The 26,035-nt window shown below is 43.9% G+C and carries 20 protein-coding genes; 13 read left to right on the top strand and 7 right to left on the bottom strand.

What is annotated here, in order from left to right; all coding sequences use genetic code 11:
* Positions 1-39: 39 nt before the first annotated feature.
* From aat to infA, 3 genes are all read left to right on the top strand, one after another.
* Positions 40-753, top strand: coding sequence for a leucyl/phenylalanyl-tRNA--protein transferase (gene aat / locus OCV50_RS05135; RefSeq protein ID WP_261903873.1), 714 nt, complete (start codon positions 40-42; stop codon positions 751-753).
* A complete protein-coding gene (locus OCV50_RS05130; protein WP_261903872.1) occupies positions 750-1,448 on the top strand; it encodes an arginyltransferase in 699 nt (232 codons plus the stop codon). Before aat ends, OCV50_RS05130 begins: the two co-directional genes overlap by 4 nt.
* Before the next feature lie 82 nt (positions 1,449-1,530).
* The gene (infA, locus tag OCV50_RS05125) at positions 1,531-1,749 is read left to right on the top strand and encodes a translation initiation factor IF-1 (protein ID WP_001040192.1); all 219 of its coding nucleotides are present in this window, start codon (positions 1,531-1,533) and stop codon (positions 1,747-1,749) included.
* 202 nt (positions 1,750-1,951) lie between these two features.
* Here infA and clpA read toward each other — a convergent pair whose 3' ends face one another.
* Entirely contained in the window at positions 1,952-4,222 is a 2,271-nt protein-coding gene (gene clpA, locus OCV50_RS05120) for an ATP-dependent Clp protease ATP-binding subunit ClpA (protein WP_239840589.1), read from the bottom strand.
* Between the two features lie 42 nt (positions 4,223-4,264).
* Entirely contained in the window at positions 4,265-4,585 is a 321-nt protein-coding gene (gene clpS, locus OCV50_RS05115; RefSeq protein WP_032549455.1) for an ATP-dependent Clp protease adapter ClpS, read from the bottom strand.
* 544 nt (positions 4,586-5,129) lie between these two features.
* Here clpS and cspD point away from each other — a divergent pair.
* Positions 5,130-5,351 (top strand): cold shock domain-containing protein CspD, encoded by a 222-nt coding sequence (gene cspD / locus OCV50_RS05110; RefSeq protein WP_032549456.1) that lies wholly within the window; start codon positions 5,130-5,132, stop codon positions 5,349-5,351.
* A gap of 124 nt (positions 5,352-5,475) precedes the next feature.
* Here the strand turns inward: cspD and OCV50_RS05105 are convergent, their stop codons facing one another.
* Positions 5,476-7,701, bottom strand: coding sequence for an NADP-dependent isocitrate dehydrogenase (locus OCV50_RS05105; protein WP_261903871.1), 2,226 nt, complete (start codon positions 7,699-7,701; stop codon positions 5,476-5,478).
* 317 nt (positions 7,702-8,018) lie between these two features.
* Between OCV50_RS05105 and OCV50_RS05100 the strand changes: the two genes are divergently transcribed.
* A complete protein-coding gene (locus OCV50_RS05100) occupies positions 8,019-8,756 on the top strand; it encodes a pseudouridine synthase (RefSeq protein ID WP_261903870.1) in 738 nt (245 codons plus the stop codon).
* 62 nt (positions 8,757-8,818) lie between these two features.
* Here OCV50_RS05100 and OCV50_RS05095 read toward each other — a convergent pair whose 3' ends face one another.
* Together OCV50_RS05095 and OCV50_RS05090 are read right to left on the bottom strand one after the other, a co-directional pair.
* Positions 8,819-9,481 carry a YccT family protein gene (locus tag OCV50_RS05095; RefSeq protein WP_390905125.1) on the bottom strand — a complete coding sequence of 221 codons (663 nt, stop codon included), beginning with the start codon at positions 9,479-9,481 and terminating at the stop codon, positions 8,819-8,821.
* Positions 9,482-9,574: 93 nt separating this feature from the next.
* Positions 9,575-10,540 carry a porin gene (locus tag OCV50_RS05090; protein ID WP_261903868.1) on the bottom strand — a complete coding sequence of 322 codons (966 nt, stop codon included), beginning with the start codon at positions 10,538-10,540 and terminating at the stop codon, positions 9,575-9,577.
* Positions 10,541-11,054: 514 nt separating this feature from the next.
* On the opposite strand from OCV50_RS05090, the gene dinG reads away from it, so the two are divergent.
* From dinG to OCV50_RS05065, 5 genes are all read left to right on the top strand, one after another.
* Positions 11,055-13,130: an ATP-dependent DNA helicase DinG gene (gene dinG, locus OCV50_RS05085; RefSeq protein WP_261903867.1), complete on the top strand. Its 2,076-nt coding sequence runs from the start codon at positions 11,055-11,057 to the stop codon at positions 13,128-13,130.
* Positions 13,131-13,240: 110 nt separating this feature from the next.
* The gene (locus OCV50_RS05080) at positions 13,241-14,020 is read left to right on the top strand and encodes a sulfite exporter TauE/SafE family protein (protein WP_239840582.1); all 780 of its coding nucleotides are present in this window, start codon (positions 13,241-13,243) and stop codon (positions 14,018-14,020) included.
* A gap of 18 nt (positions 14,021-14,038) precedes the next feature.
* A complete protein-coding gene (locus OCV50_RS05075; RefSeq protein ID WP_261903866.1) occupies positions 14,039-14,587 on the top strand; it encodes a primosomal replication protein in 549 nt (182 codons plus the stop codon).
* Entirely contained in the window at positions 14,577-14,747 is a 171-nt protein-coding gene (gene rsmS, locus OCV50_RS05070; protein ID WP_239840580.1) for a pleiotropic regulatory protein RsmS, read from the top strand. The genes OCV50_RS05075 and rsmS overlap by 11 nt, the downstream gene beginning before the upstream one ends.
* A gap of 56 nt (positions 14,748-14,803) precedes the next feature.
* Positions 14,804-15,937 (top strand): ribosomal protein uL16 3-hydroxylase, encoded by a 1,134-nt coding sequence (locus OCV50_RS05065; protein ID WP_239840579.1) that lies wholly within the window; start codon positions 14,804-14,806, stop codon positions 15,935-15,937.
* A gap of 73 nt (positions 15,938-16,010) precedes the next feature.
* Here the strand turns inward: OCV50_RS05065 and OCV50_RS05060 are convergent, their stop codons facing one another.
* Positions 16,011-18,128 (bottom strand): methyl-accepting chemotaxis protein, encoded by a 2,118-nt coding sequence (locus tag OCV50_RS05060; protein ID WP_261903865.1) that lies wholly within the window; start codon positions 18,126-18,128, stop codon positions 16,011-16,013.
* Between the two features lie 453 nt (positions 18,129-18,581).
* On the opposite strand from OCV50_RS05060, the gene emrD reads away from it, so the two are divergent.
* From emrD to xthA, 3 genes are all read left to right on the top strand, one after another.
* The gene (gene emrD, locus OCV50_RS05055) at positions 18,582-19,787 is read left to right on the top strand and encodes a multidrug efflux MFS transporter EmrD (protein ID WP_261903864.1); all 1,206 of its coding nucleotides are present in this window, start codon (positions 18,582-18,584) and stop codon (positions 19,785-19,787) included.
* Positions 19,788-20,119: 332 nt separating this feature from the next.
* A complete protein-coding gene (locus OCV50_RS05050) occupies positions 20,120-22,210 on the top strand; it encodes a S9 family peptidase (protein ID WP_261904124.1) in 2,091 nt (696 codons plus the stop codon).
* Between the two features lie 161 nt (positions 22,211-22,371).
* The gene (xthA, locus tag OCV50_RS05045; RefSeq protein WP_261903863.1) at positions 22,372-23,178 is read left to right on the top strand and encodes an exodeoxyribonuclease III; all 807 of its coding nucleotides are present in this window, start codon (positions 22,372-22,374) and stop codon (positions 23,176-23,178) included.
* A 47-nt stretch (positions 23,179-23,225) separates the two neighbouring features.
* On the opposite strand, the gene OCV50_RS05040 is transcribed toward xthA, so the two are convergent.
* Positions 23,226-25,958, bottom strand: a complete 2,733-nt coding sequence (locus tag OCV50_RS05040) for an ImpA family metalloprotease (RefSeq protein ID WP_261904123.1) — start codon at positions 25,956-25,958, stop codon at positions 23,226-23,228.
* Positions 25,959-26,035: the final 77 nt, after the last annotated feature.

Genomic DNA, 26,035 nt, shown 5'->3' with positions numbered 1-26,035 from the left:
TAATGACCTTTGGTCTATGTAAATCTATAAGCGATAGCAATGACTATATACTTAACAGAGTTGGATACTACTAGTATAGAATTCCCTTCACCATTTGAAGCGCTTGATGATCCCAACGGATTACTGGCTTTTGGTGGAGACCTTTCTCCTGCACGTATTCTCAATGCTTATAGTCATGGCATTTTTCCATGGTACGGTCCAGGTGAACCCATTCTGTGGTGGAGTCCAGCTCCGCGAGCCGTGTTTGTTCCTAAGACATTTAAACCGGCTAAAAGTGTCAAAAAATTTCAGCGCAAGCACAGCTACCGTGTCAGTATCAACCAAGCGACAGACAAAGTGATCGGGCTTTGCTCATCCTTACGCCCTGCTGAAGAGACATGGCTAAACCAAGATATGCAGCGATCCTATATCGAACTGGCAAAAATGGGGCATTGCCATTCCGTTGAAGTGTGGAAAGGAGAGGAATTGGTTGGCGGTTTGTATGGCATTCTTCGTGGTCAACTCTTTTGCGGTGAATCCATGTTCAGCACTCAAACCAACGCATCTAAGATCGCACTCTGGTACTTTTGCCGCCACTTTTCACAATATGGTGGGCAACTCATTGATTGCCAAGTAATGAACCCACATCTGGAGTCGCTCGGAGCAATGGAGATCGAAAGAGAGACTTTTCTCGAATCTCTGTCATTATTAAAAGAGCAGTCTATTGCAGCTGCATGCTTTCAACCACAATGGCTCGAGGATTGTTCGGAATGAGTTCAGGCTTACACCAGATCAGAATCGGATTGACCGATAATCATAGTTGTAGCTACTTACCAGAGCGACAAGAGCGTGTTGCTGTCACACTGGACGAACACATGCACACGCCGGATAATTATGAAGTTCTGTTGGCCAATGGGTTTCGTCGCAGCGGTGCAACCATCTACAAACCTCATTGCGACAATTGCTCTTCTTGTCACGCCTTAAGGCTCTTTATTCCAGAGATACAGCTTTCGAAAAGCCAAAAGCGTCTTCTTAATAAAGCCAAATCATTAACTTGGAAAATGAAACCGCAAATGGATGAGACGTGGTTTGAATTGTATAGCCGTTATATCACCGCTCGCCACCGCTCAGGGACCATGTACCCGCCTAAGAAAGACGAATTCTTGCAGTTTTCAAAGAACGATTGGTTGGACACTCAATATTTGCACATCTACCACAATGAAAAATTAGTGGCGATTGCCGTTACAGATGTGATGAGTCAAAGTACCAGTGCGTTTTACACCTTTTTTGACCCAGATATCGATTTATCGCTAGGTACGCTTGGAGTTTTGTTTCAAATTCAACATGCTCAACAAACCCAAAAACAGTGGCTTTATTTGGGTTATCAAATCGACGAATGCCCCGCTATGAACTATAAAGTGCGATTTCAACGTCATCAAAGGCTAGTAAATCAAGTGTGGCAAGGGTAGAATACGCCACAACTTTACATAATTTGATTTTGACGGCACTATCATCGCCGTTGAAAACCGCCAAATGTCGAAAGAGGATTAGATGGCTAAAGAAGACGTAATCGAGATGCAAGGCACTGTCCTTGATACTCTACCAAACACAATGTTCCGTGTTGAGCTTGAAAACGGTCACGTAGTGACAGCACACATCTCTGGTAAAATGCGTAAGAACTACATCCGTATTCTTACTGGTGACAAAGTAACTGTTGAGATGACTCCATACGACCTTTCTAAAGGCCGCATCGTCTTCCGTGCTCGTTAATGTCTCATTAGTGAATACGATAAGAAGCGGAGCCTAGTGCTCCGTTTTTTATTGCCCAACATTTGGCGCTTGGTCTTAACCGCTTTCTTTATCTTTCTCCATCTCTCTTCGTATCTCGTATCTCGTATCTCGTATCTTCAAAACATAAAAAAACGCACGACCGAAGCCGTACGTTTTAGATTGTGTTTATAGAAGAGGATGACTAGTGCATCACTTCTTCCTTCGCACCAACATAGCTAAATTGCAGCTCATCTTTCTTCAGCGTTACTTTCACAGTACCACCGTCAACCAGGCTACCAAACAGCAGTTCATTGGCCAGAGGCTTCTTGAGTTGCTCTTGAATAACACGTCCCATAGGACGAGCACCCATCGCTTTGTCGTAGCCTTTCTCGGCTAGCCAATGACGAGCATCTTCTGATACCTCTAAAGACACGCCACGTGCGTCCAGTTGAACTTGTAGCTCAACAATAAACTTATCAACCACTTGGCTAATTACTGTCGGATCTAGGCTGTTGAACCAGATGATGTTATCAAGACGGTTACGGAATTCAGGCGTAAACACTTTCTTGATTTCACCCATCGCGTCTGGCGCATGATCTTGTTGGATCAAGCCGATCGATTTCTTCTCTGTTTCCGCCACACCCGCGTTGGTTGTCATCACTAGGATCACATTGCGGAAGTCAGCTTTACGGCCGTTGTTGTCTGTTAGTGTACCGTTATCCATTACCTGTAATAGCAGGTTAAAGATATCAGGGTGTGCTTTCTCGATCTCATCCAGTAGGACAACTGAGTGAGGGTTCTTAATAACAGCATCCGTTAGCAAACCACCTTGGTCGTAACCAACATAACCAGGAGGCGCACCAATTAAACGGCTTACCGAGTGACGCTCACCATATTCAGACATATCAAAGCGCAGTAGTTCTATACCCATCAGTTTAGATAGTTGAACTGTCACTTCCGTTTTACCAACACCTGTTGGACCAGCAAACAGGAATGAACCTACTGGTTTGTTGTCAGCACCAAGACCAGCACGAGTTAGCTTAATTGCCTCACTCAATGCATCGATCGCCGTATCCTGGCCAAATACCAACATTTTCATACGGTCATCAAGGTTCTGAAGAATATCTTTATCTGAAGAAGAAACTGATTTCTCAGGAATGCGAGCCATTTTCGCAACCATAGACTCGATGTCCGCTACGCTAACCGTTTTCTTACGGCGGCTTGCTGGGGCTAAGCGACTACGAGCACCCGCTTCATCAATAACGTCAATCGCCTTGTCTGGCAGGTGACGCTCATTAATGTATTTAGCGGATAACTCTACTGCAGCACGCAAGGCTTTGTTGGTATAGCGAACTTCGTGGTGCGCTTCATACTTAGGCTTAAGACCAATCAGGATCTTGGTTGTATCGTCCAGTGATGGTTCAACAATATCAATTTTTTGGAAACGGCGAGACAATGCACGCTCTTTCTCAAAGATACTGCTGTACTCTTGATAGGTGGTTGAACCGATACAACGCAGTTTACCGCTACTTAGTAGTGGCTTGATTAAGTTTGCTGCGTCTACTTGACCGCCCGAAGCTGCACCTGCACCAATAATGGTGTGAATTTCATCAATGAATAGGATCGCATCTTCTTCTTTCTCTAACTGTTTAAGAATCGCTTTAAAACGTTTCTCAAAGTCACCACGGTATTTAGTACCCGCAAGTAGAGAGCCAATGTCTAATGAGTAGATTACACTGCTTTGAATCACTTCAGGCACTTGACCTTCTACGATTCTCCACGCAAGACCTTCGGCAATCGCAGTTTTACCTACGCCTGCTTCACCGACAAGTAGGGGGTTATTTTTGCGACGACGACATAGTACTTGGATGGTGCGTTCAAGTTCTTTGTCACGGCCGATAAGTGGATCGATATTACCTTTCTTTGCCACTTCATTAAGGTTAGTCGCGAAGTTTTCTAATCTGTCCTCTGAACTCGCTTCTTCTGCGCTTTCGGCGCCGAATGAATCAGAAGAGGAAGCGCTGTCGCCTTCGTTACTTGCTTTAGTAATACCGTGAGAAATGAAGTTAACAATATCTAAGCGACTGATATCGTTTTTCTTCAACAAGTAAGCAGCGTGAGATTCTTGTTCACTAAAAATAGCCACAAGAACGTTGGCACCGGTCACTTCACTGCGACCCGATGACTGAACATGGAAAACTGCACGCTGTAGAACGCGTTGAAAACTTAGCGTCGGCTGAGTCTCACGCGTTTCGTCGCTTTCTGGGATAAGAGGAGTCGTTTGATCGATAAAAATATCGAGTTCATTACGCAAAGCATCAAGGTCGGCTTGGCATGCCAATAACGCTTCCTTAGCCGCATCATTTTCCAATAATGCAAGTAGGAGGTGCTCGACAGTCATAAACTCATGTCGCTTTTCTCGCGCTCGAGCAAAAGCGCCGTTCAAGCTTGATTCTAATTCTTTATTCAGCATAAGTACCTCCTAAGGGAACAACAGTGTTGTCCGAACAAGTCTTTAAGCTTGCTCCATTGTACATAGTAGCGGATGCTCATTTTCCTTTGAGTACATCGTTACTTGCGCTACTTTTGTTTCCGCTATCTCTGCGCTGTAAGTCCCACAGATAGCTTTACCTTCATAATGAACCTTGAGCATAATTTCCGTTGCTTTCTCGATATCTAGTGAGAAAAATCGCTCTAGGATCTCGATTACAAAGTCCATTGGCGTGTAGTCATCGTTATTGAGTACGACGTTATACATTGCCGGTGGCTTAACTTTCGTTTTTTCTTTCTCCAGTAAATCAGAGCCTGGAGCCGCCCATTCAAAGTTTCTACTCATGTTAGCTTTGCTAAGGTTGTTTTTGGACATCGGACATATGCGAGACTTAAATCTACCACATTCACCGTTTGGGGTGTACTAAGAAACAGTGCTAGAAAACGAGACCAAAAATCAAACCTATACATTCAGCCTAATCCACCATTTACCTTGCTGCAAATAAAAGATGGCTATTGCGTCGATTAACATATGTGATTGATTAAAAAGGCAGCATAAACATACGCAAAACATATATTTGCGCTCATAAGTTACAAATAAGTTAGTAAATAGTGCAGATTCTCAGGTGTGATTTGTTATTAAAAATGATCAATTTTCTACCAATTTGCTATTGACTGTGCTCAATCATTAGCTACATTGGAGCTAAAAGGTTTTTTTACATTAAAATTTAACAACACGGAATAATTACGCAAGGCAGCGATATTTCATGTCAGCAATGTAGAAGTTCAGAATAACGGTGATCATTTTCATCGTTTCAGAATCGTATCAATGACACTTTTAAAGTTGATATAAACAACATCAGTAACAAAATGCATGAGGGATGTATAGCATGGCTACAGGTACAGTAAAATGGTTTAACAATGCCAAAGGGTTTGGTTTCATTTGTCCAGAAGGTGAAGAGGGTGACATTTTTGCACACTATTCAACGATTCAAATGGAGGGTTACCGAACACTCAAGGCGGGGCAACAAGTCGATTACGAAGTTGAAAGCGGCCCGAAAGGCTCACATGCAAGCTCCGTAGTACCAGTAGAAACTAGCCAAACAAAGTAGTCGCTATTCATTTACTGCTCTTACCTAAACGCCCTGTTTAAAACAGGGCGTTTTTTGTTTGGCCAATAAAAAACGCCCCTAGCGGAGCGTTTTTAAATAAGGTTTAGATTAACCTAAATCATAACTATGCATTAATCACAGCATTTAGTGTTGCGCTTGGACGCATTAGAGCTGAAGTCAAAGCATCGTCAAATAGGTAGTAACCACCCAGTTCACCTTTAACACCTTGCGCACTGTTTAGCTCACCAACGATTGCTTCTTCACTTTCAGATAGCTTAGCCGCTACGCTTGCAAACTCTTGTGCTAGATCCGCATCAACCGTTTGCTCAGCAAGAGCCTTAGCCCAGTATGTCGCTAGGTAGTAGTGGCTACCACGGTTATCAAGCTCACCCACTTTACGAGATGGTGACTTGTTCATATCTAGGAATTCACCTGTTGCTTTATCTAGAGCATCCGCTAGTACCTGAGCTTTAGCATTACCCGTAACTGTGCTTAGGTGCTCTAGTGAAGCCGCAAGTGCTAGGAACTCACCTAGAGAGTCCCAACGTAGGTGGTTCTCTTTTTCTACCTGTTGAACGTGCTTAGGAGCAGAGCCGCCAGCACCCGTTTCAAACAGACCACCACCGTTCATTAATGGAACGATAGATAGCATTTTCGCTGACGTGCCTAGCTCAAGAATTGGGAACAGATCCGTTAGGTAGTCACGTAGAACGTTACCCGTTACTGAGATTGTATCTAGACCTTCTTTAATACGAACTAGAGAGAACTTAGTTGCTTCAAGTGGAGAAAGAATCTTCAGTTCTAGACCATCTGTATCGTGCTCAGGTAGGTAAGCATTTACTTTCTTAATCAGCTCTGCATCGTGTGCACGAGACTCGTCTAGCCAGAATACTGCTGGAGTACCTGAAGCACGAGCACGTGTTACTGCAAGCTTAACCCAATCTTGAATTGGTGCGTCTTTCACCTGACACATACGGAAGATGTCGCCTTCTTCAACCGCTTGCTCAAGAAGAACGGCACCACTTGCGTCTACAACTTGAACCGTACCAGCAGCATCTAGGATGAACGTCTTGTCATGAGAACCATACTCTTCTGCTTTTTGAGCCATTAGGCCAACGTTTGGTACGCTACCCATTGTTGTTGGATCAAATGCACCATTCTCTTTACAGAAATCAATAACAGCTTGGTAGATGCTCGCGTAGCTACGATCTGGGATCATCGCTTTAGTATCTTTCTGCTTGCCATCCGGACCCCACATTTGACCAGAAGAACGCAGCATCGCTGGCATTGACGCATCAACAATGATGTCACTTGGTACGTGTAAGTTTGTGATGCCACGATCTGAATCAACCATTGCTAGAGGCGGTTGAGTCTCGTATACCGCTTGTAGATCAGCTTCGATAGCTTCTTTCTGGTCTTGTGGTAGAGATGCGATCTTAGCGTATACATCGCCAATACCGTTGTTCACGTCAACACCTAGCTCTTCAAACAACTGACCGTGCTTTGCGAATACGTCTTTGTAATAAACCTTAACCGCATGACCAAAGATCACAGGGTCAGAAACCTTCATCATTGTCGCTTTCATATGCAGAGAAAGCAGTACACCCTGCTCTTTTGCTGAAGCAATCTCTTTTTCAAAGAAAGCAACAAGCGCAGCCTTGTTCATTACTGAAGTATCGATGATCTCTTTGTCTTGCAGAGCGAAAGCTGGTTTCAGTGTTTTCTTCGCGCCATCTTGACCAACAAACTCGATGCTTACTTCTGTTGCACCGTCGATAGTGGTTGATTTTTCGCTACCGAAGAAGTCTTTACCGTCCATGCTCGCTACATGAGACTTAGAATCTGCAGCCCATGCACCCATTGAGTGTGGGTTTTTCTTCGCGTAATTTTTTACAGAAAGTGGCGCACGACGGTCAGAGTTACCTTCACGCAGTACAGGGTTTACTGCACTACCTTTAATCTTGTCGTAAGTTGCTTTGATCGCTTTCTCTTCGTCAGTGCTTGCTTCTTCTGGGTAGTTAGGAAGCGCGTAACCTTTCGCTTGAAGCTCTTTAATGGTTGCTTGAAGTTGTGGGATAGACGCTGAAATGTTTGGAAGCTTGATGATGTTTGCTTCCGGTGTTTTTGCCAACTCGCCAAGTTCAGCAAGTGCATCACCAATACGTTGCTCTTCAGTTAAGTAATCAGGGAAGTTAGCAATAATACGCCCTGCAAGTGAGATATCACGAGTATCAACGTTGATACCAGAAGAAGCAGTGAATGACTGAATGATAGGCAGTAGAGAGTATGTCGCTAGTGCTGGTGCTTCGTCTGTAATCGTATAGATGATGGTTGGTTTTTCAGTAGGCATGAAATTTCCCTATAGTTCTGACAAGCTCACTCAACGTGAGAATGTTTAAATTGACCAGTAGACAGTGCTTGAGAGCAACGAAGGTCTACTCGATAGTCGTACTCTATCTTATTTTTCATACCGTTTTATGACGGCATGAACCAAATCCGTGAGTGCGTTGTTATAATAAAACACGTTGGTATAATTAAACAAATTGGGCGTTATAGTCCATTAACTTGTTCTATTTTGTGTCTTTTAGGCGCGCAAATGATAGCTCAATTCCGTTTCAGTGAAAACTTTTCAGCACACTTCGTTTACATTTTTGCAAGGTAGTTAACATGTCTACTCGCTCTCGTAGCACTTCGCGCTCTAATGGCTCCTCTCGACAAGGTGGTCAATTTAAACAAGGCAGCAATACCTCATCGCGTCAAAACCACAAAGGAAATGAACGCCGCTCTTCTTCTACAAGCAAGAGTCAATCATCCAGTAAACAGCGCTACAAACGTAAACCAAGCAGCGATAAACCTAGAGTCGCTCTTGAAGACAGAAAAGTGATTCTCTTCAATAAGCCATTCGACACGCTGAGTCAGTTTACCGACGGTGAAGGCCGAAAAACTCTAGCTGACTTTATCCCCGTCAAAGACGTTTATGCCGCAGGCCGCTTGGATCGAGACAGCGAAGGATTAATGGTGTTAACTAATGATGGTATTTATCAAGCTAAGTTGACTCAACCTAACTCTAAATCACCGAAAATCTATTGGGTACAAGTAGAAGGTGCTCCAACAGAGAACGATTTAGATAAATTGAGAAAAGGTGTCGAGCTCAAAGATGGTATGACATTACCAGCCAAAGTAGAGGTTATGCCAGAGCCTAGTGTTTGGGAACGTAATCCACCGGTACGATTTCGTGCTGCGGTCCCAACGACATGGCTTGCCATTACTATTATCGAAGGTCGAAATCGTCAAGTACGTCGCATGACAGCTAACATTGGCTTCCCGACTCTTCGTCTTATTCGTTACTCGATGGGTGGAATGACTTTAGGTGATTTGCTACCAGGGGAATGGAAAGAGGTTTAACTCATGCTATACAAGAAAGCGAGGCATTAATTATGTCTCGCTTTTTTGTACATAGTGATTGATTACTCTTGATCAATCATCCATTTACGGAATTCTTTGCGTTCTTGTTTAGAAGCTTTTAGATACCAAGCTTTCAACTGCTCAACGTTATGAGCTTCTGTTTCATTCGATTGCGGTTGAATTTTCGTCTCGTTTTTTGGAGTAATTCCTGTTGTCACAGGAGCTAAAACTACAGCTTCAGCCGGTTTATCAAGCAATACACCATCCTTGAAATAAATCGCATTACTTTCATTATACTCAACCAACCGGGAGTCTAACCCACCAAAAGGTACAAACCCAGGCTTACGTTCAATGACATCCTGTTGAAATTTAATTGCTACGTCATCTTGCACAACATCCCATGAAGGATTTTCGCTTTCGAAGACTTTCTCTGCTTCAATATAGCTACGCGTTTTTGGGGGCTTAATCTTCACTTCATCACCGGTAACATGAAAGCTCAATATATAAGGTGCCGAAGAATAGACCCCACTATTACCAAATTTTTTATCGAAGCGAACTAGAACTTGGTTAAAACCCTCATTAATATGATTCCCACTAATTTTGTTTTCAGCTTTTTGTTCATTAATGAACAAAATTGACACCCCTTTCTGGGGAGTTAAAGTCGCAGCGCTTACACTGCCAACAAGCATAGTGAATAAGCCCAAAACTAACCATACTTTCATCAATGTATCTCCCTTTATAATCTAGTAAACTATTATTTATTCTAACAAAAAAGCCACCCTAAGGTGGCTTTTTTTATGACTCGATTAAGAGGTCAATTAGAATGATGCTTCAACACCGATAGCTAGACCAGAGTCTGTTTTGTAATCTGTGTTGTCTGAATCGATACCACCCACTTCTGCGTATACTTTAGTGTTTGGTGCGATTGCGTAAGTTGAGTTAACAAACCAACGGTCTTCGTCTTTAACGTCTACATCGTGATCACCGATTGAGTAACCAGCGTTAAAGCCCCAAAGACCCATAGTGTAACCAGCTGCAAATGCGATAACTGAGTTGTCATCGTTGTCAGCATCAGAAGATGTGCCGTAGTAAGCTGTAGATAGGTAAACGTTTTCGATACCAGAATATACTAGCTCAGCACCAAAACCTTGATGATCTACGCCTGCACCGTCAGCTTTAAGGTTCGCAACAAATGCTGAGATGTCAAAGTCAGTTAGACGGTAGCCAAGGCGCGCATCGAAATACTCTGAGTTAGAGCCTTCAGCTTCTGAGTTAGAAGAACCATCAACTTTATCTTGAACGAAACCAAGTGTAGCGTATAAGTCACCATTGTCGAAATCGTAACGAACGGCTTCGTCTGCACACTCGTTAGTCTCGTTGTCTAGTAAGGTAGAAATACCGAACGCTTCGTCACCACCAATACCTAGATCATCAACTGCTGTACATAGGCGGCCGAATTTGATAGAACCAAAAGTCTCATGGTAAGCCGCTACATATGTATCGCCGTTTTTAGTGTCTTCAGCATTTGCATTCTCAGAGCCGTTAAACTCCCAGTAAGCACCTACCTTCCACTCTTCATTTACCATGTATTTTACGTCAAAACCGAAGTCTGCATCTTCGATTTTTTGTTCCATTGAAGAACCTTTTTTGAACTCGTTGCTGTATACAACTTCGATGTCACCTTTAAGATCAACAGAAACACCGTCTTGGTTGTAAATTTCGATTGCTGCGTTTGCAGAACCAGCTGCTGTCATAACTGCTAGAGCTAATAGAGTCTTTTTCATAATAAATCCACTGCCTTTTCTAAGAATGGGAGATCCTTGCCCGGTTCCCTTTTTATTTTTTGTGATGGTCATTACCACTCTTTGTTGGTTAATCACCGTCACTAAATTTCGAGGTCTAGATTGCAAAAGATTATCCTGCGTGTCAAATAAACTAAAAACAAACCTAAAAAAAAGACAAATTAAACAAATTCAATTACTTACAATTTTTTTCATCATTTTACGAGACACTTCTCGACCTGTTTTAGCAAAAATATAATAGACCTAAAAACAACCAACACAGTCAAAAACACCAAAAAACACACACTAAACAACCAACTTTCAGAGTTATACACTTAAAGTGGTATTTTTTTTGATATTTATATTTCGCACAATAAATAAAATCGCTAACTTCATGAAGGTTCAGTTTTTTTTTGTGAACAAGATCTACCTTTGATTCAAAAGCGACCTATTTCGCGGAAAATGAACAGGCTAGTGAAATGTGCTACTATCGCGGCTTCGTTACTTGGGTCACAGTATGCTAACCACTAAAATACAAAATTCTATTCGCACTAGTTATCAAAACCTTCAATCTCAGTTGGAAAACTTTGTACCTAGACGCGCTCAAAACTATCTTGTTGCTGAAATAGCGAAGACACTATGTGGGCAATACCACAAGAGTAACCGCATGATTGTGGCTGAGGCGGGTACTGGAATCGGTAAATCGCTCTCTTACTTAATGGCGACGATTCCTGTCGCGGTGCTCAACAACCGAAAAATCATTATTTCAACTGCGACTGTGGCGCTACAAGAACAGCTCGTAAATAAAGACCTCCCTCTATATAGACGACTCACCGACAGAGAGTTCTCTTTTATCTTAGCGAAGGGCAGGCAACGGTATTGTTGTGCCGAAAAGCTTGCAGTGGCATGTGGCGCTGATGGTGGCCAGATGGCGATGTTTGAATCTAAGCCTAAGAAGAAAGACATAGAGCAACTTGAAACCATGTACCGAAGCCTTGCTCAAGGTAAATGGGATGGCGATAGAGACTCGTGGCCTAAACCCATTGACGACATGATTTGGCAAATGATCGTGAGCGACAAGCACAGCTGCAACAACAGTATGCCTGCACATCGAGACTGCCCTTTTCAGAAAGCCCGCTCCGAACTTGATAAAGCGGATGTGATTATTGCGAACCACAGTTTAGTCATGGCAGATGCAGACTTAGGCGGTGGCGTTATTCTCCCAGAGCCTGAGAACAGCATTTATGTATTCGATGAAGCACACCATTTGCCTCACGTTGCGCGTGATCACTCATCGGCTGCAGCAAGTTTAAAAGGTGCCGCTTCATGGTTAGAACGTTTGAATCAATCGATCAGCAAACTTTCAGGCCTAGCAGAAGAGAAACGAGTCTATCGATTCAGAAATGAGCTTCAAGACTCAGTTCAACAGCTCATACCAACCCTTTCTCAGTTGAGTAATCGCTTCGACGCAACACAATTTGAAGATGGCTTATATCGTTTCGAACATGGCGATCTTCCCGAATGGCTTGAAAGCGAATCAAAAGATCTAAAGCAGTTAAGCCAAAAAGCGAGTCAAGCCGTCGCAAAAATTGCAGACCTTATTGCAGAGAGAGTGAAAGATGGTGAGCTTTCCGCCAAACTCGCGGAACCAGCCCTCGCTGAAATTGGCTTCTATATACAACGAACAGAAAACCTCGCACAAGTCTGGCGCTTAATGGCAGAACCCAAACGAGAAAAAGGCGCACCTCTAGCACGCTGGTTAGAACTAAATAAAGAGAGTGAAGGCGATTTCATTGTTAATGTGTCGCCTTTAGAGGTTGGCTGGCAGTTGGATCAGCAGATTTGGAGCCGTTGCGTCGGTGCGGTTCTCGTCTCAGCGACCATGCGAGCTTTAAACTCATTCAGTTTCTTCTGTCATCAGGCCGGCATCAGTCAAAAACCTGAGGATGGTGTGCAGTTTCTTGCATTAGCGTCTCCGTTTGATTATCAAAATCAAGCCGAGCTAGTAGTTCCAGCAATGAAGTATGAACCACAAGCTCCGCAGTTTACTGAATATCTTATCGAGATTTTGCCTAAGGTAATTGAAGACAACAAAGCCAACCTCGTTTTATTCTCTTCATACTGGCAAATGAATCAGGTTGCCGAAGGTTTATCCACAGATTTCGTTAAAAAGGGTTGGGCTTTGCAGGTGCAAGGCGATACATCACGTGCGGAAATTCTAAAAAAACATAAAAACCTTATAGATAAAGGAAAAACCAGTGTGCTTTTCGGTACAGGTAGCTTTTCAGAAGGGCTTGATTTACCAGGCGAGCTATTGGAAAACCTCATTATTACCAAGATTCCGTTTGGTGTTCCTACCTCACCTGTAGAGCAGGCTCATTCAGAATACATCGAGTCCAAGGGAGGAAATCCGTTTATGCAAATCACGGTTCCTGAAGCGAGTAAAAAACTGATCCAATCTGTCGGTCGACTACTGCGTAAAGAACGAGATTCTGGTAAAGTCACGATCCTTGATCGACGCATAGTCACAAAGCGTTATGGCAAGTCCTTATTAGACTCTCTACCGCCTTTTAAACGTACGATAAAATATTAACGAATTGAGCTGCAAACGCACTCCTAATAAAAACTGTTTTTGATTTGCAGACCAGCAAATTACAAAGCTACGCTGCTCATACAGCATATAACGAGAATAATAGCTATTTTATGGAAATGATTGAACCAACCATGTTGGTCATATTAGCCCTAGTTGCCTTTGCTGCGGGTTTTATTGATGCCGTTGCCGGTGGCGGCGGTATGCTAACCGTACCTACTTTATTGTCTCTGGGACTACCACCTCATATTGCGCTCGGCACTAATAAGCTTGCAGCTACATTTGCGTCTTCAACAGCCGCGTTTACCTATTACAAGAAAAAGCTGTTCAAGCCTCAATGTTGGCTCAACGCTTTTGTTGCAACTTTAATTGGCGCGACAGTCGGAACTCTAGTCGTCGACGCCATCAGTACAGAATGGCTTGAAAAAGTGCTTCCTCTTGTGATTTTGGCCGCTGCGATCTACACCATTTTTCACAAAACGCCGAATGCAAACCAGAGCGTGCCACTCAAGCCATGCCCAGTTTTGAAGAAGAAACAGATAGCTCAAGGTTTTACATTAGGGTTTTATGATGGCGTGGCAGGTCCCGGAACCGGTGCTTTCTGGACAGTGAGTTCTATGGCTCTTTATCGCCTAAACATTTTGCTCGCATCTGGTTTATCAAAGGCGATGAACTTCACCAGCAATTTCACTTCTTTAGTTACGTTCGCAATTCTAGGTCATATTGATTGGGTTCTTGGATTAACGATGGGCGTTTGCTTAATGGTTGGCGCATTTGTTGGAGCTCATTCAGCTATCCGTTTTGGCGCTAAGTTTATCCGCCCGGTCTTTGTTACGGTCGTGAGCATCCTTGCCATCAAACTCGCTTACGAAGCTTGGTTTGTAAACCTTTAACTGAGCGAATGTTTGGGCATGTCTAAATTCAATCAACTCGCTAAGATACTTGAAACCTTAATCGGCCACTGTCAACAAGTCGATGGAGCGCGTGGTACTTATCATCAACCACTATTTGATAGCACGCTATTTAACTCACGGGCAAAATTATTAATGCCCTACGCGCTTGAAGCGCAAGCGAACTATAAGCGTATCTTGCTCGAACAAAGTCACCAGCAATTATCTGCCGAGAGAGCCCTACACTTAACGGAAAAGCTGACCAATCAAGTCGCAGCGCTACAACGCGAATTGGCGAACTATGATTTGCGTAGTGACCGAAACTTCAACCAAGAGCACTCGACCAACCAGCTCTACAACAACCTCGCGCAACATCAAGACTGGCACAATCGATTATCAAGCTTAGTTCAACAGAGAAAGGCATCATTTGATTCCGCTCCCGCCTATCAAAAAGAACAGGCAGAGAAAGCATGGAAACTGGCGACTGAGCGACTAGAGCGCTGTGAAGAGTCCATGAAAAAGATACACAGACAGATAGACTTAGAGGTTCCCAATAGAGATGAGCACTGAACAAACCCAGTCACCACTTGATAACGCTCCAGATGAGATCAAACTTGCGGTTGATCTTATCTACCTTTTTGAGAGCAACGAAATCGATCCCAAAGTTGCTTTAGAGGCAATTAAGATCGTCGAGAAAGACCTTCAAGCTAAATTAGCACCTAGCACCTAGCACCTAGCACCTAGCACCTAGCACCTAGCACCTAGCACGAATATAACAGGATACACATGTACCAACTTAACTTCTCTATGGCCGAGTTTGTTGAACAATACTGGCATAAACAACCAACCATCATCAAAGGCGGATTCAAAGATTTTGTTGACCCGATCAGCCCAGAAGAGCTGGCAGGCCTATCAATGGAAGAAGAAGTCGACTCTCGCTTTGTATCTAACCAAGATAATAAGTGGTCGGCTGAGCACGGTCCATTTAGTGAAGATAAGTTTGGTCAGCTCCCTCAAAGCCATTGGCAACTTATTGTTCAAGCTGCCAACCATTGGCATCAAGGAGCTGCCCAATTGGCAGAATCATTTCAAGCCCTTCCGAACTGGCTATTCGATGATCTTATGATCTGCTACTCAGCGGAGCATGGTGGTGTGGGTCCTCATATTGATCAATATGATGTGTTTATCGTGCAGGGTCATGGCAAGCGCCAGTGGAAAGTGGGGGCGAAAGACGAAGGGCAATACACAGAGAGCATCCAAGCTTCTGCACTGCGTCAAATTGAGGGTTTTGAGCCTATCATCGACCAAGTGTTAGAGCCCGGTGATATTCTGTACATCCCACCAGGTTTCCCACATGAAGGTACCACATTAGAGCCTTCAATGAGCTACTCCATTGGCTACCGCTCACCGAAAGAGCAGGAGCTAATCAGCAACTTTGCCGACTTCGTATTAGCGCATGACATGGGTGACACACATCTCCATGATCCGCAGTTCAAGACGCAAAACAACTTCGGTCAGATACGCCAATCAGACCTTGCAAGCCTGACAAAAATGCTACATTCAGCGCTTGAGCAACCGAACACAGTCAGTGACTTTATGGGATGTCTGCTTAGCCAGTCACGCCATCAACTTGATATCGTTGCTCCTGATCCACTATGGCGTGCCGAAGAAGTCTCTAACCATTTAGCAGCACAAGGCGAGATCTACAAAGTTTCAGGTCTTAAAGCCCTATACCACGAAACTGAGACCAACATTGCTTACATCAATGGTGAAGTTATTAAGGTTGAAGATAATGACAGCGCTCTATTAACGTCGCTGTGTAATGACTCAGTCATCACATCAGAGAATGCCTTAAGTCCATCCGCTATTGCTCTTATCACTAACCTAGTCAATAAAGGCTACTGGTTCATCGAAGAGTAGTTACGCAGTTAACGCATACCAAAAGGGACACGCATATACGTGTCCCTTTTTAGTTTTGTAGCTATCTGCAACTCTAAACCTTGAACTGGTTTACTAAGGCTTGTTGCTGTTGCGATAGCGTATCAATCTGATTCCCCTGCTCTTCTGACGCCGAAGCTTGCTCAAGAATTTGTGCACTTAGGTCGCGAATATTCACTACACTCTGATTCACTTCACCGGATACCGATTGTTGCTCTTCAGCCGCTCTCACGATCTGATTGTTCATGTCACTAATGGCTTCAATCGATGTAAAGATTGAGCCTAAATCTTCAACCGCATTTTGAACATGTAGAGCCGTATCATTGGCTAAAATGTTACCCTCTTGAATCGCTTCCACGACATCCTGAGTCCCAGCCTGAACTTTATCAATGACCTGGCGAATTTCTCCAACCGAGGCTTGTGTGCGACTAGCAAGGTTTCGTACTTCATCCGCTACCACAGCAAAGCCTCTACCTTGTTCACCCGCACGGGCAGCTTCAATCGCAGCATTCAACGCCAACAAGTTGGTTTGCTCAGAGATGCCTTCAATGACACCCAAAATGTCTGTGATGTTTGCATTGTTCTTCGCCAACTCTTCGACAATCGGAACGGCACTAGACATACGTTCTACCAGCTTTCTCATTTCACCAGCAGACAACTCAATAACTTGCTGACCTTGCTTCGCTGAAGAATTTGCTTCACTCGCAGCGCCTACCGCGATTTCAGCATTCTGTACAACGAGACTTGCAGTCTGAGTCATCTCTTCTGCTGCGGTTGCAACTAGGTCGACTTCCTTGAATTGTGATTCACTGCTTTGACGTGTGCTTGAAGCCGAAGCCTTTGCTGCGCTTGTAGTGCTGGCGACTTGCTCTGATGTCGCGATCACTTCTTTGATCGTCGGCTGAAGTTTATCTAGGAAACGGTTAAAGCCTTGAGCCAGTTGTCCTACTTCATCTTGGGACTTCACTTCAAGTCGTTGGGTGAGATCCCCTTCACCAGAGGCAATATCATCAAGCCTTTCAACTACTTGACGAATAGGCTTAACAATCGAAAGCGACGCAAACGCGATGATAGCTAAACCAATCAAAATAAATAGACCACCAGCGATCATCTCGGTTTTGATACCTTCACTCAGCTTGTCACTAATGATGGCATCAAGCAGGTTGGCATCAGCGACTACGCTGTCGCGCGGGATCTCTAACAAGATTCCCCACGTTTGGTTTGCAGCAACAACAGGGGCAAAAGCTAATAGCCACTCGCCATTGTCACTCCACTGAGTCATCGTTTCTCCGCCAAACATGAAATCTGTGAGTTGGTCGTTACTCGTATGATTACTAGCAAACTGTGAACCCGTTGCAATAGAGGCGTTGTCTGCAGCAATTACGGAGCCATCTAAGCTCACCACGTAAATCGCGCCGTTACCTTCGAATAATTCAGCATCTGATTCTGCAACAATTTGAGTAAGTGCATCCAAGCGAAGATCAATGCCAAGGAAACCAATCGCCGTATCATCAACCATTATCGGTACCGAGATAGAAGATGTTAGCAGTGACTGACCACCACTAGTCACAACCTTTGGCGTACTGATACATGTTTGACCACTCGACAACGGACAATAAAAGCGTTCGCTGTTTGAGTTATCGTTTAGGATCTGTTCAGACAGAACATTAGACAGTACGTTTTCTCCGTTGTCTGCTACTTTCCAATATGGTGCAAAACGACCCACCTCGTTAGAACCTACATAGTCTGCATCCACATAGTTGCCATCTTCACCGTCTAACATATCTGGACGAAACACCAAGTAAGCACCGAGTATTGACTCAAAGTCCAATACTGAACGACGAATCATCTCGTCTAAGGCGGTTCTTAACTCTTCGCTTGGCGTGAAGTTCTCTTCAGCGTTTGTTTTTAGAAATTTTGCACTCGCGGCCAACATTTCAGCACGATAGATAGCCTCATCTACATAACGTTGAGTTTCTTGTGCATTTAACTGCGAAACTGAAGCCAATAGTTGTTCAGTTTTGTTAATGACAGAGTCCGAACTTTGGGACTTGATCACCTGTTGATTACTAGAAGCGTTGTAGATCGAGAAACCAATAAGAGAGAGTGACGTGATGATTAAACAACACCCAGCCAAAAGGGTGATTTTCCACTGTACCGAAAGTGAGCGCATTGAATATCCTTATTTAAGCCAAAAGACTTCCGTGAACCTAAAAACATACCGATAGCAAAAATACCATTCTACTTATGTCTGTTAGACGAATAGCTTAGCCGACAATTACAGCACAAATCGGTCACATATAAAACGAAAGTTTATATAAATGTTAATAAATCGTATCTTTCTATTTTTACACACTGATTTTCAATCACTTTCGACTTGTCACAGAGGCATGTCAATGAAGCCGACTCGCACGTTCCACATCTTTAAATGCCACTAATTTCGGATTAATTTTTCTAATCCACATTATAGATTTTTATCTTGTTCAACTTCACACTTTTTGATTGCTAATTCGGCAATCAAACTCTAATATCTCGCGCCTAGATTCCCTAGTCGCTTTATTCAATTGGCTCTCCCTAATGGAGCGCTAAGGCTTTTTACGTTTTTAATTTTTGGAGAGATACGCAAATGTCCGCCTCGTTTCCATTAGCGAAACTTACCTTTTTAATCGCTATTCTGACAGCCGTAGGTCAAATGACTCAAACGATGTACGTGCCTTCTATTGGTCATATGGCAGGTGAGTTCTTGGTTTCTGCGTCTTCACTTCAAGCAGTGATGGCGTGTTACCTGATCCCTTATGGTTTGTCGCAATTTGTTTACGGTCCGCTTTCTGATCGCCTCGGTCGTAAACCAATCATCGTCGCAGGCTTAGTCATCTACATCCTAGGTACCTTAGTCGCCCTATTCGCTCATGAATACGAATGGTTCTTGGCGGGTAGCTTTATTCAAGGACTGGGAGTCGGTTGTGGCGGCGCGATGTCTCGTACATTGACTCGCGACTGTTTTGAGGGCGCTGAATTACACCGTGCGAACAGCTTAATCAGCATGTGTGTGATTTTCTCCCCATTGATGGCACCTGTACTGGGCGGTTACCTAACAGAAGCTTTCGGCTGGCGTTCTAGCTACTTGTTTCTTGCACTGTTTGGTATCGCTGTTGTGATCACCATGATGACGAGCATGATGGAAACATTGCCAAAAGAACGACGTAAAAATGAGTCGGTCGTCAACAGCTACAAGTTTGTTCTATCAGACAAACGCTTCCAAGGCTTCTTATTGGTATTGGTGGCAACATTTGCAGGCGTAGCAGTGTTCGAAGCAGCAGCAGGTGTATTGCTTGGTGGTGTACTTGGTTTGCCAGCAACCACAGTAAGTTTGCTATTTGTGTTACCGATTCCTGGTTACCTAGTGGGTGCTGGCCTATCGAGTTACATCGCGCAACGTCGCTCAGAGCGCCGCGCGTTGAATGTTGGTTTAGTTTCGATCTTGGTAGGCTCAGCCGTAGTGCTTATCCCAGGTCTGTTTGGTCAAACAACCGCATTAACTTTGATTGGCGGCGCAACCATTTACTTCTTGGGTGCTGGTATTTTGTTCCCAGCTGCAACAACGGGAGCACTTTCGCCATTCCCATACCACGCAGGTACTGGCGGCGCGATCTTAGGTGGTATGCAGAATTTAGGTGCTGGCATCGCAACACTGTTGGCATCGTTCTTCCCAGCTCAAGACCAACTGCCACTGGGTTGCTTGATGATTACCATGTCACTTATCGCCATGCTTGGTTTACGTTGGGTTAATCGTAAACCTGATCACTCAAACGAAATGCCATTGGCTATCTAAAACAAACTCGAACCTTGCCCAAACAGAGAAGAGGGACATGCTGAAAAGTGTGTCCCTTTTTTATTACCCGTTTACCCTCGTCTCATGTCTACCACTAATTTCATCAAACATTACTTTGATTTTTAAAAAACAATAACAGACACTTACGATGAAAGTGCATATCCAGAATCCAATTATAAATAATATCACTGGAAGGAAACTAACCACTAAAGGATGCTGGCAATAAAACGAGTAAGCTGCACGCTAAGGATATAAAGATGCGTTTCGCTTTAACCACATTAGCCGTATCGGTCGCGCTTGTCGCCGGATGCAGCAATCAAGGAAAAACAACCATGAACCACTACTCTCCATCGCAACTCATCGCTCAACAAACCCAAGCTCCCGTTGCTAAGAAAGTCCCTCATTCAATGACGACTCATGGTGACGCACGAATTGATGATTACTATTGGATGCGTGATGACGAACGCCAAGACCCAGAGATCTTGCAGCACCTCCAGCAAGAGAACCAGTATGCAGAGGCTGTTCTGAAGCATACAGAAGCATCTCAAAAACAATTATTTGAAGAAATCAAAGGCCGAATCGCGAAAAACGACAATTCGGTACCGGTTCGCAAAGGCAGCTACTACTACTCAAATAAACTCACAGGTGACAACGAATACCCAGTTCATTTGCGCGAAAAACACTTTTTAGGAATAGACAAACAAGTCATCTTAGACGTTAACGAACTCGCCAAAGAACATGAATTTTTCAGTATTGGTGGTCTATTTGTCAGCCCGAGCGAAAATATGTTGGCCTATGGCGAGGATACTCTGAGCCGCCGTATTTACACCATTAAGATTAAAGACCTGACGACAGGTGAATACCTAAACGATGAAATTAAAGGGGCTTCGAGCGCTATCGCATGGCAAAACGACAACCAAGCCTTCTACTACATCAAGAAAGATCCACAAACTCTACTTGGCTATCAAGTTTACCGCCATGTATTGGGCACACCTCAAACAAGCGATGAGCTGATCTACGAAGAAGCTGACAGCGCTTACTACACCAGCATCAGTAAGAGTAAAGATGGCCAGCAGGTATACATTTGGCACTCGAGCACTGAAACCAGTGGTGTTTCAATTATTGATGCCAACAACCCAAATGCAAAAGCAGAAGCCTTCTACCCAAGAGAAACGGGCATAGAGTACAGCATCGCCAAGCTAGAGGATTGGTATTACATCTACACCAACTACCAAGCGGTCAACTTCCGGTTGATGAAAACAACGGCTGAAAATATGCATGACCGTTCAAAATGGGTCGATGTGATTCCAGCTGACGACAACTCACAGCTTGTCGATTTTGAGCTGTTTAATGATCATCTGGTTTACGAGCAGCGTTCAAATGGCTTGTCTACAGTGAAGGTTCGTCAACTATCTACAGGCAAAGAGTTTCCACTTGAGTTCAATGACACCGCTTTTGCTACCTACCTAACTAGCAACTATGAGTTAGATAACTCAAAAGTACGAGTCTATTACAGCAGCTTAACGACTCCGGGTACTTACTATGACTTCGACCTAACGACAGGTCAATCTGAGATCATGAAGCAAACGCCGGTATTAGGTGATTTCGACGCGGATAATTACCAATCAGAGCGAATCATGATTACGGCTCGCGATGGCAAGCAAGTGCCTGTCTCTTTGGTTTATCGCAAAGATCTCTTCAAGAAAGACGGCACTAACCCAATTTACCAATACGGCTATGGGTCTTACGGCTCGACCATAGAACCGACTTTCAGCTCAGTTCGCCTTAGCCTGCTAGATCGAGGCTTCGTTTATGCCATTGCACATATTCGTGGTTCAGAGATGCTGGGGCGCCCTTGGTATGAAGATGGCAAAAAGCTTACTAAACAAAACACGTTCAATGATTTCATCGATGTCACCAAAGGCCTAGTTGAACAAGGTTATGGCGCTAAAGATAAAGTGTTCGCAGTAGGTGGTTCAGCGGGCGGTCTGTTGATGGGAGCAATCATCAACCAAGCGCCTGAGTTGTATCGAGGCATTGGGGCTCATGTTCCATTTGTGGATGTAGTAACGACCATGCTTGATGAGTCGATTCCTCTTACAACTAACGAGTACGACGAATGGGGTAACCCAAATATTAAGACCTACTACGATTACATGTTGAGTTACTCGCCATACGACAACGTGAAAGCTCAGAATTACCCGAATATGTTGGTGACAACAGGTCTGCATGACTCGCAAGTACAATACTTTGAACCTATGAAGTGGGTAGCGAAGCTGCGTGAGATGAAAACAGACAACAACGTACTAGTGTTCAAAACCGACATGGAAGCAGGTCACGGTGGTGCATCAGGTCGATTTAAACGACTGAAAGAAGATGCACTGGAGTACGCGTTCTTTTTAGATTTACTCAAGACTCAGTAGATTCAACGTTAGTATCCACACCATTTCATGTCGCCATTTTGTCTCTACAAGTGGCGACATACATTATGAAGCGTGGTTAAATACGATTAACTATGAAACTCACCAAATCAAATAATCTTTGCTGCACTATAGGCAAAGGTTTACGAGAGGTATAAAAATAAATGAAAGTAATTAGCTTCAACATCAATGGCCTAAGAGCCCGCCTTCATCAACTGCAAGCAGTGATCGAGAAGCACCAACCAGATGTCATTGGCCTACAAGAAATCAAAGTTCATGACGAAGCTTTTCCACTCGCTGATGTCGAAGCTATGGGCTATAAGGTTTACTTCCACGGTCAAAAGGCGCACTACGGTGTCGCGATGCTATGTAAGCAAGAGCCTATCTCTGTGCAGAAAGGTTTCCCAACAGACAATGAAGAACATCAAAAACGTATGATCATGGCAACGTTTGAAGATGAGAATGGCGAAAAGACAACCGTACTCAATGGTTACTTCCCTCAAGGTGATAATATTAACCATGAGACTAAGTTCCCATACAAGCGTCAGTTCTACAAAGACCTAATGACTTACCTAAACGATCACCACAGCAATGACGAACAGATTGTTGTTATGGGTGACATCAACATTAGCCCAATTGATGCCGATATCGGTATCGGTGAGCCAAACGCTAAACGTTGGTTGAAAACGGGCAAGTGCTCATTCCAACCAGAAGAGCGCCAATGGTTGAAAACACTATTAGATTGGGGCTTTATTGATACTTTCCGCCAGCTTCACCCTGATGTTACGGACCAATATTCATGGTTTGATTACCGCTCGAAGGGCTTTGTCGACAACCGCGGCCTTCGTATTGATGTGGTACTAGCGACTCAAAAGCTCGCCGACAAGTGTACTGAAGCAGGCATCGACTACGAACTGCGTGGCATCGAAAAACCGTCTGATCACGCGCCGATTTGGTCAACGTTTAAGTAGTCAGATTCTATGTAAAAGGGGGAGCCACAGAGGCTCCCCCTTTTTTGTTAGTTAAGCGGCCAAGCTGTCACACCATCGACACTAATTGGTGTTTTAGCAAACTCATCAACACAATACCCTTTGCTCGAACTTGCAAAGTAGGTCAACGGCATTGGGGTTAGGCTCAGAGTCGCTACTTGAGACTTGGCTTTATCGGTAAAACTAAAGCCCCACATGTCTAGGTAGTTTCTCATATCACGCTCATTCACATAGCTTAATGCAATCAACAACCAGTCATCATTGGTGATTTGGTTTGCTTCATCTCTAGAATAGCTATCAAATCCAATCGTCTGTTTGTTGGTGTTCCAAAGCTCATCGCTGGATTTAAGGCGGTTAAACTCACGTTCAATCAAGTGAAGTCGTCCTAACATATGCCAACCATAATCTAATACGCCCTGATCTTGCGCTAGCATCATCATTTGAATGAAAACACGCGCTCCCCAACTCCAGCTGGTTTGATTTTGTTGAGCCATAAACGCATTGGGATCAGGTTGAGTGCGACTTTGTTGAAGCAGTTCGTACTGACCTTTAAAGTCTAAACTCTGACACGAAGATTCTTTACCCGTATCTCGATAGTATTGAGACTTACTGTAGTAAGAATAGTAGTTGGTTGTGGCGTGACCATCCCAACCACTAAAACGGAAACGACCTTTTTCTAAACCATGGCCTAGCTCATGCAAATCTCCATGGCCTAAAGGATGAAAAGACCAGTATGCATCATAAGGGTTACCAGAACAGCCATAGCCACAAGTCGCTTGGTCAGCATTCATATGTTTAACGATATCAATCGTCTCGACTTGCCAACCTTTGTTATCTCCATACGTATGGATTTCAGCAATTTCATTGATGCCTGGGCCTCTAAACCCTGCTAACGCATGTGGGAAATTGTGCATGTACCGCTCGGTTGCCAACGCCATGTCGTGTGGCTGATTCCAATCACTAGACCCGATGGATGTTTGCATCTTGTCTAGCTTTGAGTGCACCTCAAACCCAGGAGTAATCAATTCAGCCCAATCAAATTTCGCTTCCGCTAACTCTGCGACAAAACGCTCATTATCATCTTCACTCCGCCAAACTGGATGTTGAGCGACATTCTCGAATTTCAACTCGACATCAACATCGTTCTTATCAAAATGCACCTGAAGTGTCCCGCCATAAGCAGAGGTCAAGGTGATGGTCTCTCCGTGTTCAACAGGATAAGCGACCGATGTTAGGAACTTTGGCCTTGCGTAGCCGCCATCTTTTGAAAACTCATGAGTAGCACCACTGCGCAATGAGTTGAATGCTATCGAAGTACTCACATCATTCTTATCGACACGTGTGACTTTGATTGTTTGGCCGGGTAACGCATACAAGCCCGCCGAGCGGAAATTACGTTTCGATTCCAGTGTCACCGTTTTAGTGCTCAGTTGAACATCTTCGAATGTTTTAGTGCTGAAATTGCCTAAACTTGGTTGCGCGGGATTCAACGAACGACTTTGATACTGCACATAATCACTAAAATAGGACTTTAGAAAATCGATTCGCTCAGTGCTGTTCTTATCCATCGGATAATTGACACCTTGTCGATAGCTGTCCGCCAAAAGCAGTATCAATTTTTCATATTCGTAATCACTGTTAGCAAACAAGTCAACTTTTTGCTTATCCAGATTGTTTAGGTGAGTACGGATGGTATTGGCGGCTTGGTAAAACTCAACATCCATCAATGATTCATCGCTACACGACTTATCGTCACATAACTTAAGATCGACATTGAAGCTGTCATCTTTAAGGCGTTTAAGTAAAGCTTGCTCCGCCACAATAGAGTCTGGGATTTGATCGATTAATTGATTTGGGTCCCAATCCGACAAGCCTAATTTACGCCAGTAATTATCACCGACATACTGGATGTGCATTTCAGCAAAAAGAGCGCGACCTAACTCAGTCATTCCTCCGTCTAAGTGCAAGTACAGCACAGAGATCTGGTTTTCGAATGCATACAATAGACCGTCGACTACATCGTTTAGGTTGTCTCCATCATTCAGTTTTTGGGAAATGATGAGAAGATCTGGCTTATCCTCAAGACAGGCCTTTAGTTTGCCTGCGTCACATGCGTCATCTTCGTTGATCGACGCTTCTGAATTGATTGTGTTTTTGATCCAATTTCGTGTCGCACCGTCATCAGGGAAGTAGTATGACTGATCTAATTGAGCCAACACGATCTTGGTTGGGTTGTCCGTCCCACTCGTCCAGCTCAATAAGTTCTTCAGCCATGTCTCCATTTGCTCATTAACTGAATCCGGGAAGCGTTGTTGGGTTCGAAATGGATTACTTGCTAATGCCGCATATCGAGTTTGAGATGACGAGTAACCGGCGACACCGATAACGAGCTCTTGGTCAGCATAGTTCTCGTTCATCGCTTTGTTGGTTTTAAGGATGGTATCGTTAAAGCCATAGGTGGGAGAGATAATGGCCGTATCATGGGTTGGATCCCAATGTAACTGATTAAGTGGTTGCCCATTGTCACCTTGAACTAAATGGGTCTTGATCTGGTTGTATTGATGATTGAGATTTGCAACTAAAGATTCGCTAGCGGATATAAACTCGTTGCTATCCGAGACCATAGAGGCATCTCCACTCTCAAGTGCTTTCTGTACAGCCGTTTTTGGTTGTGCTGTACCACCAGAACCGCTATCTCCTCCGCAAGCAGTTAGCAACAGAGATGGGATAGCCATGCATAAGAATAGTGAGATTTTTTTCATTACTGTACGACACTCTAATAAGATTGAGCTGAGTGTATCTTTCATTTTTTCTAAATCAATTTATACACTCAATACCA

The sequence above is a fragment of the Vibrio fortis genome, from assembly GCF_024347475.1.
GTDB classification, from domain to species: Bacteria; Pseudomonadota; Gammaproteobacteria; order Enterobacterales; family Vibrionaceae; genus Vibrio; species Vibrio fortis.
The sequence above is the reverse complement of the archived record's forward strand: the minus strand, read 5'-3'. Positions and strand labels throughout refer to the sequence as shown.